General features: G+C 46.0%; 15 protein-coding genes and 1 pseudogene. 4 read left to right on the top strand and 12 right to left on the bottom strand.

Translation table 11 applies throughout. From position 1 onward, the window contains the following. Positions 1-172 precede the first annotated feature (172 nt). Positions 173-394, top strand: coding sequence for a hypothetical protein (locus RH85_RS15970; protein ID WP_006713738.1), 222 nt, complete (start codon positions 173-175; stop codon positions 392-394). A 4-nt stretch (positions 395-398) separates the two neighbouring features. Then, positions 399-1,157 carry a hypothetical protein gene (locus tag RH85_RS15965; protein WP_039949174.1) on the top strand — a complete coding sequence of 253 codons (759 nt, stop codon included), beginning with the start codon at positions 399-401 and terminating at the stop codon, positions 1,155-1,157. 106 nt (positions 1,158-1,263) lie between these two features. Here RH85_RS15965 and RH85_RS22420 read toward each other — a convergent pair. Continuing rightward, positions 1,264-1,404 (bottom strand): annotated as a pseudogene (locus RH85_RS22420) (transcription elongation factor GreB); the annotation flags it as partial. Between the two features lie 326 nt (positions 1,405-1,730). Between RH85_RS22420 and ompR the strand changes: the two are divergent. Together ompR and envZ are read left to right on the top strand one after the other, a co-directional pair. Beyond that, complete coding sequence (ompR, locus tag RH85_RS15960) at positions 1,731-2,450, top strand: osmolarity response regulator transcription factor OmpR (RefSeq protein WP_006713735.1); 720 nt, start codon at positions 1,731-1,733, stop codon at positions 2,448-2,450. Positions 2,451-2,575: 125 nt separating this feature from the next. Beyond that, positions 2,576-3,880, top strand: coding sequence for a two-component system sensor histidine kinase EnvZ (envZ, locus tag RH85_RS15955; RefSeq protein WP_006713734.1), 1,305 nt, complete (start codon positions 2,576-2,578; stop codon positions 3,878-3,880). Positions 3,881-3,959: 79 nt separating this feature from the next. Here envZ and RH85_RS15950 read toward each other — a convergent pair whose 3' ends face one another. The 11 genes from RH85_RS15950 to gspD form a co-directional block, all read right to left on the bottom strand. Continuing rightward, the gene (locus RH85_RS15950; protein WP_006713733.1) at positions 3,960-4,721 is read right to left on the bottom strand and encodes a type II secretion system protein N; all 762 of its coding nucleotides are present in this window, start codon (positions 4,719-4,721) and stop codon (positions 3,960-3,962) included. 6 nt (positions 4,722-4,727) lie between these two features. After that, a complete protein-coding gene (locus RH85_RS15945) occupies positions 4,728-5,219 on the bottom strand; it encodes a type II secretion system protein M (RefSeq protein ID WP_006713732.1) in 492 nt (163 codons plus the stop codon). 8 nt (positions 5,220-5,227) lie between these two features. Further along, positions 5,228-6,439, bottom strand: coding sequence for a type II secretion system protein GspL (gene gspL / locus RH85_RS15940; protein ID WP_006713731.1), 1,212 nt, complete (start codon positions 6,437-6,439; stop codon positions 5,228-5,230). Further along, complete coding sequence (gene gspK, locus RH85_RS15935) at positions 6,405-7,418, bottom strand: type II secretion system minor pseudopilin GspK (RefSeq protein ID WP_006713730.1); 1,014 nt, start codon at positions 7,416-7,418, stop codon at positions 6,405-6,407. Before gspK ends, gspL begins: the two co-directional genes overlap by 35 nt. Continuing rightward, a complete protein-coding gene (gene gspJ, locus RH85_RS15930; protein ID WP_006713729.1) occupies positions 7,408-8,067 on the bottom strand; it encodes a type II secretion system minor pseudopilin GspJ in 660 nt (219 codons plus the stop codon). The genes gspK and gspJ overlap by 11 nt, the downstream gene beginning before the upstream one ends. After that, positions 8,054-8,440, bottom strand: coding sequence for a type II secretion system minor pseudopilin GspI (gene gspI / locus RH85_RS15925; RefSeq protein ID WP_006713728.1), 387 nt, complete (start codon positions 8,438-8,440; stop codon positions 8,054-8,056). Before gspI ends, gspJ begins: the two co-directional genes overlap by 14 nt. Next, the gene (gene gspH / locus RH85_RS15920; protein ID WP_006713727.1) at positions 8,430-9,023 is read right to left on the bottom strand and encodes a type II secretion system minor pseudopilin GspH; all 594 of its coding nucleotides are present in this window, start codon (positions 9,021-9,023) and stop codon (positions 8,430-8,432) included. The genes gspI and gspH overlap by 11 nt, the downstream gene beginning before the upstream one ends. A gap of 95 nt (positions 9,024-9,118) precedes the next feature. Then, positions 9,119-9,565: a type II secretion system major pseudopilin GspG gene (gene gspG, locus RH85_RS15915; protein ID WP_006713726.1), complete on the bottom strand. Its 447-nt coding sequence runs from the start codon at positions 9,563-9,565 to the stop codon at positions 9,119-9,121. 34 nt (positions 9,566-9,599) lie between these two features. Beyond that, positions 9,600-10,829 (bottom strand): type II secretion system inner membrane protein GspF, encoded by a 1,230-nt coding sequence (gspF, locus tag RH85_RS15910; protein ID WP_006713725.1) that lies wholly within the window; start codon positions 10,827-10,829, stop codon positions 9,600-9,602. Then, the gene (gene gspE / locus RH85_RS15905) at positions 10,829-12,322 is read right to left on the bottom strand and encodes a type II secretion system ATPase GspE (protein ID WP_006713724.1); all 1,494 of its coding nucleotides are present in this window, start codon (positions 12,320-12,322) and stop codon (positions 10,829-10,831) included. Before gspE ends, gspF begins: the two co-directional genes overlap by 1 nt. Then, complete coding sequence (gspD, locus tag RH85_RS15900) at positions 12,319-14,346, bottom strand: type II secretion system secretin GspD (protein WP_006713723.1); 2,028 nt, start codon at positions 14,344-14,346, stop codon at positions 12,319-12,321. The genes gspE and gspD overlap by 4 nt, the downstream gene beginning before the upstream one ends. Positions 14,347-14,373: the final 27 nt, after the last annotated feature.

Here is a 14,373-nt window from a genome sequence, read left to right as displayed (position 1 = left end):
CAGAGATGGTACTATATTTCCAGATGAAGGCATTAAATTTTCTGTGGTTATCACTATTGAAGACCCCTCAAATAGCAAGCAAGAACTATACAATGAGTTGACTCAATCTCTTAAATCAATTGGTGTGCAAATTGAAGATATCACTCTTAGGGATCACATTAAGGTTCAATAAATGAAAAAATCAGAAGTAATTGTAGATATCACCAAGATATATGAACGTTTAGATAAAATCTCAGCAACAGATTCAATTGATCATGAATCTAAAGAAGAGCTTAAGAGAATCAGTTCTGGATTACAGGCTATAAACGAAAAACTGAAAGCAGGATGTATCGCTTTTTCAATCACAGCTAGAGCGCAAACACACCCTGAAAAGTGTCGTTTTTGTGGTAGGTAAAGCCATGTCTATCGAAGATAATTATCATTTTAAAGTCCGTCGGTATCCAAATGACAATGGATTTAACGACATACTTTTTGAAGTCAACGACAATGTTGAAGACTTTCCAGAGTCCGTTGTTACCTTGAAAAATGATATCGAAAGTGTCATTAAGATATCAGCACTACTCTTCAAAGAAGATAAAACATCTTATGATGGATATTATGAACGATTATTCATGGTTGCAGATTTAGCTTTCAATGGTAGAAAAGAGCAGATCAGTTTAGCCCAGAATACGCTAGAGAGTATAAAGGTAGATCTTGTACATGAAATTGGACCTAGAATTAGAACTACACTTTTATTTAAGTACATCAAAGTTTCAATAATTCCTATTCTTGTATTCCTTTTATTCTCTTTGGGGCTCTATTTTTTTGAAAATAATTCTCTGTACTTAATTAAGCTAATTCTTGTTGGTATTGGAGCAAATATAGGATGCTGGCTTTCTTTAGCCGTTAGAACAAGAAGTGTGGAGTTTGACCAAATACTTCCAATCCTTAGTGACCATAAAGGTGTGCACTCTAGAATTATTTTCGTCATGACATTTGCCATTGTAATGGCAATTCTTATGAAGTCTGGACTACTTAGTATCCAACTCGGAGAATTTAGCTCAAACTCAATTGTAAATGATAACTATTCAGCCCTGTCGGCGGGGTTTATCATGGGTTTCGCAGAAAAACTATTTGTAGATAAGTTTCAAAGTAAAATCAACACTATTAAAGTTTAACCATTCACATGGAATAGTACATTAGATTAGTATCCACACCAATTTAAGTCACTTATATTACAGTAACTTAAAGCAATTAGTATGATTTTAATACCACTATTCACAAGTCTGCGTTTTCGCTGCGATCGCCTAAGCTCGCCGCCCAAGTCACTTTTTTAGTCACTTCAGGACGATCTTCACGCCAGAGGTAGTCGAGCTCTTTTTTAAGGCGATTGTAGCCTTCACGGGTGATCAGGTTAGTTCTCACGATTGTTATCCATCACGATTAGTATCTGTTGATTGTCGCTGTTTTTTTATCACTGGCAATAGCTAGCGTGTTGTTGAGGTTCAAATTCAGCGATAAATCGCGCTGAACAATATAAACCAACGAAGTAAAACCACTCTTATTTCACTACCTTAACGAGAAAGCATGAAGAATAAACCAACAAAATCTCACCGCAGAGTTTACTCCACCGTGAACTGACTCAGCAAAAAGCAAGCCGACGCTAAAATTGTAACAATTTGGGCAAGCACGCTTTGGCAAACAGTGATACATTTTTGTCTATATGCTTTGCTTTTGATTAAGGTGTTTCAATGCAAGAAATTCATAAAATACTGGTAGTAGATGATGATGCCCGTTTACGTGCGCTATTGGAGCGCTACCTATCTGAGCAAGGTTTTCAGGTACGTAGCGTCGCCAACGGCGAACAAATGGATCGCCTACTGACGCGTGAAAATTTCCACCTAATGGTGCTTGATTTAATGCTACCGGGTGAAGATGGCCTGTCGATTTGTCGTCGTCTACGTAATGCTAACAACGAACTGCCTATTCTTATGCTAACCGCAAAAGGCGATGAAATTGATCGCATCGTTGGCTTAGAAGTGGGCGCCGATGATTACCTGCCAAAACCGTTTAACCCGCGTGAGCTACTCGCGCGTATTAAAGCGGTGTTGCGTCGTCAAACCATTGAACTGCCGGGCGCGCCAAGCTCTGAAGAATCCATTGTTGAATTTGGTGAGTTCCGCTTAAACCTTGGTACGCGTGAGATGTACCGCGGTGAAGAAGCAATGCCTCTGACATCGGGTGAATTTGCGGTCCTCAAAGCACTGGTAACCAATGCGCGCGAACCACTTTCTCGCGATAAACTAATGAACATGGCTCGCGGTCGTGAATATTCAGCGATGGAACGCTCCATCGACGTGCAGATCTCGCGTCTGCGTCGTATGCTGGAAGTGGACCCAAGCAAACCACGCTATATTCAAACCGTGTGGGGCTTAGGCTATGTATTTGTCCCTGATGGCAAAGAAGCCTAAACCAACATAAATTCAAATCGGTGCGAGCTTTAGGCTCGCACTTTTTATCGCGCTCATCTTTGCGTTTTATCGCGATCTGACGCTACAGATTGCAATCAAACCCTATCGATCAATAGGTTCTGACTATGCGTATTCGCAGCTCCTTTACTCAATCACTGGTTTTGTTCATCACGCTACTGATTGCTAGCCAAGTCTACTCGTATTACGCGGTATTCAACTATGCGTTGCTGCCGAGCTTACAGCAGTTTAATAAAATCCTCAGCTATGAAATCAACTTGATGTTGGATAATTCTGACGATTTAGAAAATGGCCTCGTGATGGATGCACCGCTACGCCGCCAAATTCTCGAACAACTCGGCGTGACCATTCACGCCAAAGACAGTGATCTGGCCGATGAATTTCGTCACGCCATCAGCATTGATTTGATGAGTGAAGAGATGACGCAAACTCTTGGCACTCAAGCTGACGTGCGAATGGCGCAAGGTGAAGAAAGCTACGTGCTGTGGATGAGTCTTGAATCACTACCCGATTCATTGATTCGCATTCCATTGTCGGAACTGCAAGAAGAAGATTTTGCGCCGCTGTTTCGCAATAGCTTAGTCATGGCACTGTTGATTATTGCTGGCGGTTGGTTGTTTATCCGTTTGCAAAATCGACCGTTACTGGCACTTGAACGCGCGGCAAAAGGGGTTGGCCGTGGAGAGATCCCACCACCACTGGCGGAAAAAGGCACTTCTGAAATTCGCTCCGTTACTCGTGCATTTAACCAGATGTCGAAAGGTATTCAGGCTCTGGAAGAAGATCGCGCGCTTCTGATGGCCGGTATCAGCCACGATCTGCGTACGCCATTGACACGCATTCGCCTTGCCACGGAGATGATGTCACCTGAGGATAGCTACCTTGCCGAAGGCATCATCAGTGATACCGAAGAGTGCAATGAGATCATTAGCCAGTTCATGGATTACCTTAAACCCGTCAATCGCGAGTCATTCATCGAAGTCGACCTCAATGATATCTCGCAAGACTTAGCGAACTCAGAAGGCAATCGTCATCATATCGAGATTGAAACTGCGCTCAGTAATCTAAAGCCGGCCTTTGGTAGCCCTATCGCCATTAAGCGCGCAGTAAGCAACCTTGTGGTCAACGCGGTGCGTTACGGTAATGGCTGGGTGAAGATCTCCACTGGTATGACGGCTGATAACAAACTGTGCTGGGTGTGTATTGAAGATAATGGCCCGGGGATTGCCAAAGACCAAGTGGCCAAATTATTTGAACCTTTCACTCGAGGTGATACCGCGCGTGGTAGCGAAGGAACAGGGCTTGGCCTCGCCATCGTTAAACGTATTGTCAGCCAACACCATGGTTCAGTGGTGGTCAACAATCGCAGTGAAGGTGGCTTAAAAGTGCAGGTCAGCTTTCCGACTCGTTAGTTAATCGCTTAGCTTGCAGCAGATAAAACAAACCCCAGCATTGCTGGGGTTTGATGTTTTTTTAATCGTAACAAATCCGCTATAAGCGCCCCTGACGACTGAACTGATAACGACCTTGCGCATCAGGCTTCGGTAACCATTGCAGTTGATCCGCTAGCGCGCTAGGCATTGCTGCTTGTGGGATAAACCATGCTTTGGCACTAAAACGTTGATCCGACATTAACTCAGCGGAAAATTCGCTACGCACTTGTGCGCTTTGCTGCGTGCCTTTGACGCTAATCTGGTTATCTTGACAGCTTAATTCTGCAATCACAGGGCCAAGCTGTACATCAGCTAATGGTGTACCGACCACATCAGTGTTCCACACCAAGCTACCCGTACCTTGCGCACAATATGGCGCAGCATAGTTAAGCTGCTTCACGTTCAGCTCTAATTGGCCCTCTAGCGTCAAGGGAATCGGTAACGCAGGTGCCAACTTTAGTGCTTCGGTAACTGGCATAGCAGCGAGCAAATTCTCGGCATAAGCGCCTTTCAAGCCATAGCCAATCACACCGCGCCCTTGCAGTTGCCATTGGCTACCACGACCAAAACGCACCTTCGCCTCCGCGTTGCCACTCAGCAAAGCACTGGGTACTAATTGCCAAGAGACCTGACCAAGATTGTAGCGTTGCCAATTAACTTGTTGTGCTTGGCCTTGCCATAACGTGCCACTGGCTTGACTGATTTTCAATTGTACTGGTAATGGCACATAGGCCAATACCACTTGAATTGGCAGGTGGACAACGGCACTGATGATAAACGTAAGCAGTAATAGTGCACCCAAAGCGATTTTCCGTTTCACTGGCCGTTATCCTTTACTTAATTGCAGGCGTTGGATATCCACGACACCAACCCGATCATTTTTATCAAGATCAAGAAATTGCGCTTCAACACCATGATTCTGTTGTAGGTACTCTAACCAACTCAGTAATTGATTAAAGGGTAATGGCTGCACCCAAACTTGCATTGCCTCACCACGAGGTTGCACCCGCACCAGCTCAATATTAAAACGGCGAGCAGAAGAGGAAACCGCTTGGTTAAACGGCAGTGGCGACAATGCTTTCGCACCACTCGCGCGCAAAGCTGCAATCTCATCGGCCTTGTTTTCCACCCAGCTCAACAGTTGCTTCTCATTGCGTAATTGGTTTTGCGCCAATTCGGCTCGCTGTGCCATCGGCTGATAGATGCCCCAAAACAACACACCGATGATAAGAGCAACAGCGCCTACCATCACTAAACGTTGTTCACGTGGGGTAATACGCAACCACCAAACTTGCCACGAGGCTAATAATTTATTCATGTTAGTCCTCATTGCGCTTTCAAAATCAGATTACCCGTAACCAATTGACCACTCTTACTCAATTGGCCTTGCTGTACGGAAAATTGTTGTTCTAACTTCACTCGAGCTTGTTCAAAAGCTTGGAAATCTTGGCTCATCGCTTCAAGCTGAATTTCACCGCGCTGGCGATCGAACTTCAAGCCCGTTAAATTGAAATCAGGCACCGATTTGAGCGCTGTCGGCAATTTAGCCATCCACACTAATAATGTTTCATCACTGCGACCGCCAGAAAGACGCTTAAATTCATTATCCAATTCGCGCTTCAAATAGCTCACGGTTGGAATTTTATTTTTCCCAGCCAACACGGTACGGAAAATACGTTCACTTTCAGCACGGTACTTCGCCGCTTGCTGCTCTGCTTGATAGGTTTGCAGCACATTCTGCGCAACTAAAACCGCCATAAAAACCCCAGCAGCAATCGCCGCTTTACGCCATATTTTCAGATAGCGTACTGCGCCAGACTTTGGCTTAAAGCGGCCGGTGAGCAAATTGATTGGTGTAAAAATCGCTTGGCGACCAATCAGCTGCATAACCAATTGGGCTTCACCTTGTTGCCACTGTTGCTCCGGCGCTAGGTCCAACTCAGGCAATGGTGAATAAGCTTGCAGCGGTAACCACGTATCGCCTTCTTTCACCCATTCCGATCGCGCTACCATTGGCAACCAATCCGATTCAATGGTCAATGCTTGGTATGGCTGCTTTTTCAGTAACCATTGGCCTGCTAGCTCTACCGCTGAAATGCCTTCAACATCGGGCAAAGCCAACGCGTCTGGTAATACTTTGGTGACGTTAAAACCCGCCACTTGTAGCGTCTCTAATGCTTGGCCTAGCCACTCACGATCCACACCAGCCACATGGGCAATCTGACCTTGTTTGGCCAAAATGGTAAAGTGCATGCCATCAACATCTTGTGCCACGTCATCTTCCACCAAATAAGGCAGCATAGATTCAAATTGACGAGCTCCGCCCGCAGGAATATTCACCAGCTTCAATAACACATCAGCGCTGTTTAATAACACGATCGTTTGACGTGCTTGAGCATAGCTGGCGATCTCATCCACCGTTTGATCGGCGGTCAATTCACCACTGGCGATCACTTCTTGTTGGCTTTCAGACCAAACCAGCCACGGTGTTTCAGCGTGGCGATTATTGCTCAGTCGAACGATTAGGTACTCGCTCACCGATTCCTCCAAAGCGACGGCTTATCACCGTTGCGGTTTCTCTATTAGCACTGGTTAATAAACTGCGAATGCGTACTTGCGACTCACCCACGATTATCCGTGCATCCAATTCAAAATAAGCGCTATCGACACCAAGGTGAGCTTTCGCGCGTTTTTTCACTTCATCACTGAGTGATGCTAGTTGTGACTCAGCAAGAAATTGATCAATATCGCTCCAACCATCAAAGGGACGATTTTCTAACACACTTTGTGCATCACTCTCACTCAGTTGCTTACCGAACATCGCGACCAATAACGGAGCTTGCTCAGCAGGCAATGTATTAACATTCAAACGAAACTCAGCCGTCGGTAGAGCACAAACATACGGTTGCAGCTTGTTCATCACCTCACCAGAAACCAAATTGACCGCGCGTAATTCGCTCGTTTCAGCTAAGACGCCATTGGCGGTCATATATGCCGGAGCCATCGATTCATAATGACTATCTTCCACGCCAGTCACTGAGTTAACGCTATTATTGGTATCGATAAACTCCCAACTAGAGTGCGCCACCACTTCGGCAACATGGCTATCGACCTCCAGTTCATTCAAGAGATCTTGCAGTACCGTGACTAAGTACGGTGCCGTATCTGAACTACTACTGTTCTCTAGGTTTACGAAGGCATTGATATTGAAACAAGCTTGGCGATCCAAGAGTTTTCCCGTCAGACTGCCATAATCTAGCGGAAATTGTTGTTCTTCCAAGGCCCATGGTTGAGAGAGATTAATGGTATCGCTGTCTTTATAACTTTGCTCGATAGCTTCAATAGCTAACGCTTCCGCACCAATGCTATACCAGTATGCTTGCTGATAATTTAGCTGATTAGACGAGCGCTTAAATTGGCCAAACAAACGCTCTGACATCGTTGCCGCGACGGCAGTCATCAAAGCTAAAATCAGTAAGACCACCAACAAAGCGACGCCACGTTGATTATTCTTCATCGCGTCCCTCTACTGCAATCGAGCCACCACCGGTCAAATAAATACGCTCAATGTCACCATAGTCACTAAAGGTCAGTGACACTTGCACCGCTTTTGGCAGCACCATGGTTTTATCCCATTGCTTGAGCCATTGCTTACCATCAAAGAAACGCATATCAAACGTTTCCACTTGGTCAATCAAGGGCATCACCATGCCTTCTTGAGCCGTTGGTGTATCAACATAGCGCCACCAAACGCGCTGTAATTGATTGTCTTTCAGCCGATATCCCACCTTAGTCACTTCACCACGTGGAAATTGCTGCGCTGGATTGTGCCAGCCAGAACGGGGAAGCATCACGCCTTTGCCATCGGAGTCGAGTAAGTAATCGCCCCACTCTACCAACTTGGTATTCGGTTCTTCGCCATTGGTGCGCATTTGACGTAACGCCATTTGGCGAAAATCGTTATCCATAAAAACCAGCGTACGCTGCAAGGTTTTTAAACGGTCACTACGCTCTTGCGAGATCGCATTACTACGATAAATTTGATTCAAAACCTGCTGAGCACCAACGGCAAGAAAAGCAAAAATCGACATCGCCACCAGCACTTCAATCAAAGTAAAAGCAGCGATTTTTTTGCGCTGGTTTTTCAATAGATTACTTCGCGACATAACTTCTCACCGTCAAAATCGGCGTTCCTTTCTGCGAGCTCGCCACTGAAACATCAAAGGCTCGAATTAGACTATCTTGAGTGGAGACCGGAGATACGCTCCAATACCATGTTCTGTCTGCGAGTTTATCTTGGCCATTCTGCTTTTTTAACCCATCAGGATTGAGCATCACTTTGGCCATTTGGTTATCAACAACCATGGCGGCAAAGGCTTTTTCTTCCATAAAACTCAAGGTGTTGATGTGCTGTCCAACCGAACGGACTAAAGCCATCGCCGACATTGCAAAGATCGCTAAAGCGACCAAAACTTCAAGCAGAGTAAAACCGCGAGGCTTGCTGACGACTCGCTTATGATGGATACGATTATCGTTCATCAGCTGACTCCTCCTGCTCTCCCGGTTGCAACAAGATGATTTGACCATTTTCTTTTGCCACTACCTGCCATGCAGTCTGCTCTAGTTCAGAGCCACTTGGATAAATGGCAATAGAAAATGGCGTCACTTCACCACTCGACATCACAAACACTTGTGGTACCGGCAGCTCTTTTTTCTCTTCAACATCGGCAAACATTTGCTCATCAAACAGCGATGTCGGATTAAACAGGCGTTCTTGATCCTGCCAAGCCGAACCGCCTAAGCTAAATTCAAACTTGAGCGAATCGATTAATTCCGTTTCGTGAGGCAGACGATCAAGTTGCAATGGCTGCCAACCTTCCGTTGCGAGTTGCTGTAAAAAATAGCGGTTGTTTTCCTGATCAAGTCTCAGCCCGTAATCACGGCCACTAAGCATTGCCTCTTCATTCAATAGTTGCAGGCGTAACCAAAGTGATTTGGCTTGTTGCTCAGCTTCATCACGACTGTTATCAGGTAAAGAGAACACCACGGTTGAAGCCATAATAGCAATCAAAGCGACCACTAGTAGTACTTCAATAAGGGTAAAGCCTTTACTTTTCGACATGCTCAGCACTACTTAATACAACCCAATAACCATTAAAAACGATGCAATGAAGAGAGAAATGGCGGCTTACGCCGCCAAACTCATCGATGAGGGGGTTATTGGAAATCTTGTAGATTCCAGTTACCCACATCGGAATTAACACCATCACCACCTTCTTGACCATCCGCTCCTAGAGTGAAGATATCAATGTTGCCGTTATCACCAGGGCTTAGATATTGGTAATCATTACCCCATGGGTCTTGTGGCAGACGCTTAATGTAACCATCTTGCGGGTAGTTACGTGGCGTTGGGTTGCTAGGCTCAGTGACGAGCGCCTCCAGACCTTGGTCAGTCGTTGGGTAAACATTATGGTTTAGCTTGTAGGTATCAAGCGCCGTTTCCAACGCCTTAATATCGACCGTGGCTTTTTTCTGCGCGGCGGTGTCTTTGCTACCAAGCAAGTTTGGCGCAACTACACTAGCCAAAATACTCAAAATAACCACCACGACCATCAGCTCTAATAGAGTGAAACCTGACTGTTTTTTATTGTGTTGTTTTTTCATTATTGTCTCCAAAGAGGTCACTTCTCGATCAGCTTTATTTGCCGCTCATTAAGTTATTCATTTCCAAAATAGGCATCATAGTGGCCATTACAATAAACAGCACCAATCCCGCCAATACAGCAATCATTAATGGGGTAAAGATCCCCAACGAAATATTCACCATCGATTCAAAGTTAGCATCTTGGTTATCCGCCGCTCGTGTCAGCATGTTTTCCAATTGGCCACTTTGTTCGCCAGACGCAATCATATGCAGCATCATCGGTGGAAAGAGTTTGGTTTGATCCAAAGATTTACGCAGGCTCGCCCCTTCGCGCACGCGATCAGAAGCCAGTAATACCTGTTGTTTTACGTACTGATTCGACATCACATCAACCGCGACATTCATCCCGTCCAAAATCGGAATCGCGCTCGAAGTACAAATTGACAAAGTACGGGCAAAACGCGCGGTATTTAAGCCGCGGGAGATTTTGCCAATCACAGGCATTCCCGTCACTTTGCGATGCCAACTCAACCGTATTGATGGTTTTGATAAGGCGTAACGCACCAAATAAATCAGAGCAATGAGCACAATGGCGATGGTGATCCACCAATGTTGCACAAACTCACTAGCACTGATCAAAATGCGCGTTGAAAGCGGTAATTCTTGCCCCATTTGCACGAATTGGCCGACAATTTTAGGCACCACTGACGCCAATAAAAAAGCCACAATGGCGATCGCAAACACCACCAAAACCACTGGATAGATCAGTGCTTGCTGCAATTTACTGCGCATTTTCTGGCGATTTTCAGCGTAGTCGGCAAGACGCTCAAGCACACCATCAAGGTGACCGGATTTCTCACCTGCCGCAACCATCGAACGGAACAATTCATCAAAGATGTGCGGGTAATCACCCAAGCCATCAGCCAAGGTATGCCCTTCAACCACCTTGGCGCGAACCGCCATTAACATGGTACGAATTCGTGGTTTTTCTGCTTGCTCAGACACTGCGCGCAAACACTCTTCCAGCGGCATACCTGATTGCACTAAGGTAGATAGCTGACGAGTGATCAGTGCCAAATCTGGCGTGCTAATACCGCGCTTAAAGGTAAGAGCGTCATTTTGTTGCATGTTGGCTTGCAGCTTAGCACGCGTTGCCACTACATCAATCGGAACTAAACCTTGCTCTTTAAGACGAGAACGGACTTGGCGCGCATTGTCACCCTCCATCACCCCTTTTTGATGTTTGCCTTTCGCATTAAGCGCTTTATATTCGAACGCCGCCATTAGCCTTCCTTGGTTACTCGCATCACTTCTTCAAGTGATGTTACGCCTTGGCGAACTCGAGCTAGGCCGTCGCTACGAATCGATGGGGTATGCTGACGCACCAATTTTTCCATCGCTTGCTCACCCGCTTCGTTATGAATCAACTCTTGAACCTGCTCATTCACCACCAATAGCTCATAAATACCAGTTCGGCCGCGATAGCCTTTGTGGTTACACTTCTCACAACCAGCGGGTTTATAAAGCGTTAAAGACTCATGCTCACTGACATCAAACAACGCTTTTTGCGCCGCATCTGCTTGGTAGCTTTGCTTACAACTCGGGCACAGTGTACGTACCAGACGTTGCGCTAAAACACCGAGCAAAGACGATGAGATCAAAAATGGTTCGATGCCCATATCGCGCAGACGCGTAATCGCACCCACCGCGGTATTGGTGTGCAGAGTCGACATCACTAAGTGACCAGTCAATGAAGCTTGTACCGCGATTTGTGCGGTTTCTAAATCACGAATCTCACCGACCATCACCACATCTGGGTCTTGACGCAAAATCGCACGCAGACCACGAGCAAAGGTCATATCCACTTTCGGATTTACTTGTGTTTGACCAATGCCATCGATGTCGAATTCGATCGGATCTTCAACCGTCAGGATGTTGCGCTCGTTGCTGTTGATCTCTTGCAAGCCGGCATACAAGGTAGTCGATTTACCAGAGCCGGTTGGGCCCGTCACCAAAATAATTCCGTGTGGTCGCGCAATCATCGCTTGGAACTGTTGATGAGTTTTCGCTTCCATTCCAAGACTATGCAAATCAAGGCGAGTGGCGTTTTTATCTAATAAACGCATTACCACACGCTCACCGTGTGACGATGGCATGGTCGACACACGTACATCCACTGCTCGGCCACCGATACGCAAAGAAATACGACCATCTTGTGGTACACGCTTTTCAGCAATATCCAGCTTAGCCATAACCTTGACACGCGAGACAAGCAATGGCGCCAGCTTACGACTTGGTGACAACACATCACGCAATACACCATCAACGCGGAAACGAATCGATAAGCTCTTCTCGAACGTTTCGATATGAATATCCGAGGCGCCTTCTTTGATCGCTTCACCTAACATCGCGTTGATCAGTTTGATGATCGGCGCATCATCTTCTGACTCTAACAAATCTTCATCGTGCGGCAGATCTTCCGCTAGCGAGAAAAAATCGTCGCTATCGGCGCCAATGTCTTCCATCAACTGACGCGCTTCTGAGGAATCTCGCTGATAGGCGCTGGTCAGTTTTTTCTCAAAACTTTCTTTGCTCACCGCCTGCACAACAAAATTGACTGAAGTGGTGCGTTTAACTTCTAACAGCGCTTCAATCGACAACGGCTCAACATAAAATAATGTTAAACCCGCAGGCTCTTGCTCCAACACCAAGTTGAAGCGCTTAGCAAAACCAAACGGTAGGCGGCGATGCAGATGCACCGCATCTAGTTCAATCATTGCACGCTTTCCATTTGATCAATAAAGGCTTGTATTTCAGCGGGATGTTGACGATCGTGACCAAATTCAGGCAGAACCGGAATGTGGCTATCATCCATCAACTTCAAACCTTGTTCCGATTTAAACAGTTGCTCAGCACGAATAAAGTTATATTTGCGCTGTGTGATGCCATCGGCTGTCACACCATCGCGAATGATGGTTGGTTTAATAAACACCATCAGATTCTTCTTCTCTACCTGCGTGCTGGTTGATTTGAACAAGTGACCCAATACTGGAATATCACCCAGTAGTGGAACTTTCGATTCACTTTCCATCGCGCGTTCATCAATCAAACCGCCCAAGACAATCATCTGACCATCTTCAACAATCACCGAGGTATTCAACTGACGCTTGGCAAAACGCACATCGACGGCACCATTGGCACCCAAGACATTTGACACTTCTTGCTCAATATTCAGTTGTACTGAGTTACCTTCGTTGATTTGAGGTACTACTTTCAGCTTAATGCCCACTTCTTTACGATCAACGGTTTGGAATGGGTTGTCATTATTGGAACCCGCCGTTGAACCAGTGAGTACCGGCACTTCTTCACCAACAATGAATGACGCTTCGCCGTTATCCATCACGGTAATACTTGGCGAAGACAGAATATTAGAATTCGAGTCAGTCGATACAGCGCTGATCAGTGCTGTCCAGTCCCCCATCATGATGCTCACAGCAGCGCCGTTAACGCCCGCCAGAGCCGATGCGAGTGTGCTGTAATCACCTTTTTCCGTGGTTTCTTCGTAATACTTAATTGCGCCAGTATCGCTATCGCGAATTGGTTTTTTCTCAGTAGTATCTTTCGCTTCTTCCAAACCGACCATCACTTGGCCAATCGGTGCGCCCGTGTTGCCATATTGAATTACAGCTCCACTTTCTAATGAGCCCCATTGCACACCAAGATTGATGCCGTCACCTTCCGCCATTTCAACAATCAAGGCTTCAATCAATACTTGCGCGCGACGGATATCAAGCTGGGCAATCACATTCTGTAGCGCGGTCATGATTGATGGTGGCGCGGTGATCACCAAGGCATTGGTTGACGCGTGCGCGGCAATCATTACTTCGGTTGAATTTGAGTTAGAACCTTTAGAGCCTGACGATTTTTCAGCTTGTAGGTTGTCGGAAACGCCTTTCAACACATCGACGAGATCTTCTGCTTTGGCGTATTTAAGGTAAACCACTTGGTTATTACCACGGCTCGCCATCTCAACATCGAGTTGCTGGATCAGTTTACGCAGACGCTTACGTACCTGTGGGTCACCCGAAATCAGCACTGAGTTGGTACGATCATCGGCCACCAGCTTAGGTTGTAAGAATCCCGGAGTGTTTTTACTGTCGCTGCTTTTGTTCAGCGCATCAACAATTCGTACCATCTCGGCTGCTGATGCATTTTTCAGATCCACCACTTCAATTTCTTTATCGCCGGCTTGGTCAACACGTTTAATGATGTCAGCTAAACGGTTTACGACTGCAGCGCGACCAGTAATCAAAATGATGTTAGCAGGATCGTAGTGCACCACGTTACCCGCCCCAGCGTTATCGTTCAACTGACGCAACAGCGGTGAAAGTTCACGTACCGAAACGTTACGTACCGTGACGACGCGAGTCACCACTTCGTCGCCTTTCACATCGCCATCACCCACGACTGGGATCGCCGATGTTTTGGCATCTTTCGATTTGATCACTTTAAGAATGCCATTATCCATTTCGATCACAGCATAACCGTACACTTCTAGAACATTAAGGAAGAAGCTGTAGTACTGCTCTTCACTCAAGGTGTCATAGCTACGGACATCAATTTTTCCACGCACAGACGGATCAACAATGATGGTTTTTTCTAAGTTTCGACCAACAATATTAATAAACTCTTGAATGTCGGTGCCCTTAAAGCTGGCGCTATATTCGCTGGCCATCGCTACTGGAGAAACCACTAATGTTGCGGCTAATAGCCATGCGCTTTTCTTAAGCCAATGCTTCACTTGATACTCCTAAAGGATAATGTTGTC

Origin of the sequence: Vibrio ichthyoenteri ATCC 700023, assembly GCF_000222605.1 — a bacterium.
Classification (GTDB): domain Bacteria; phylum Pseudomonadota; class Gammaproteobacteria; order Enterobacterales; family Vibrionaceae; genus Vibrio; species Vibrio ichthyoenteri.
Note: the sequence above shows the minus strand (reverse complement) of the source record. Positions and strands in the feature narration are given on the sequence as shown.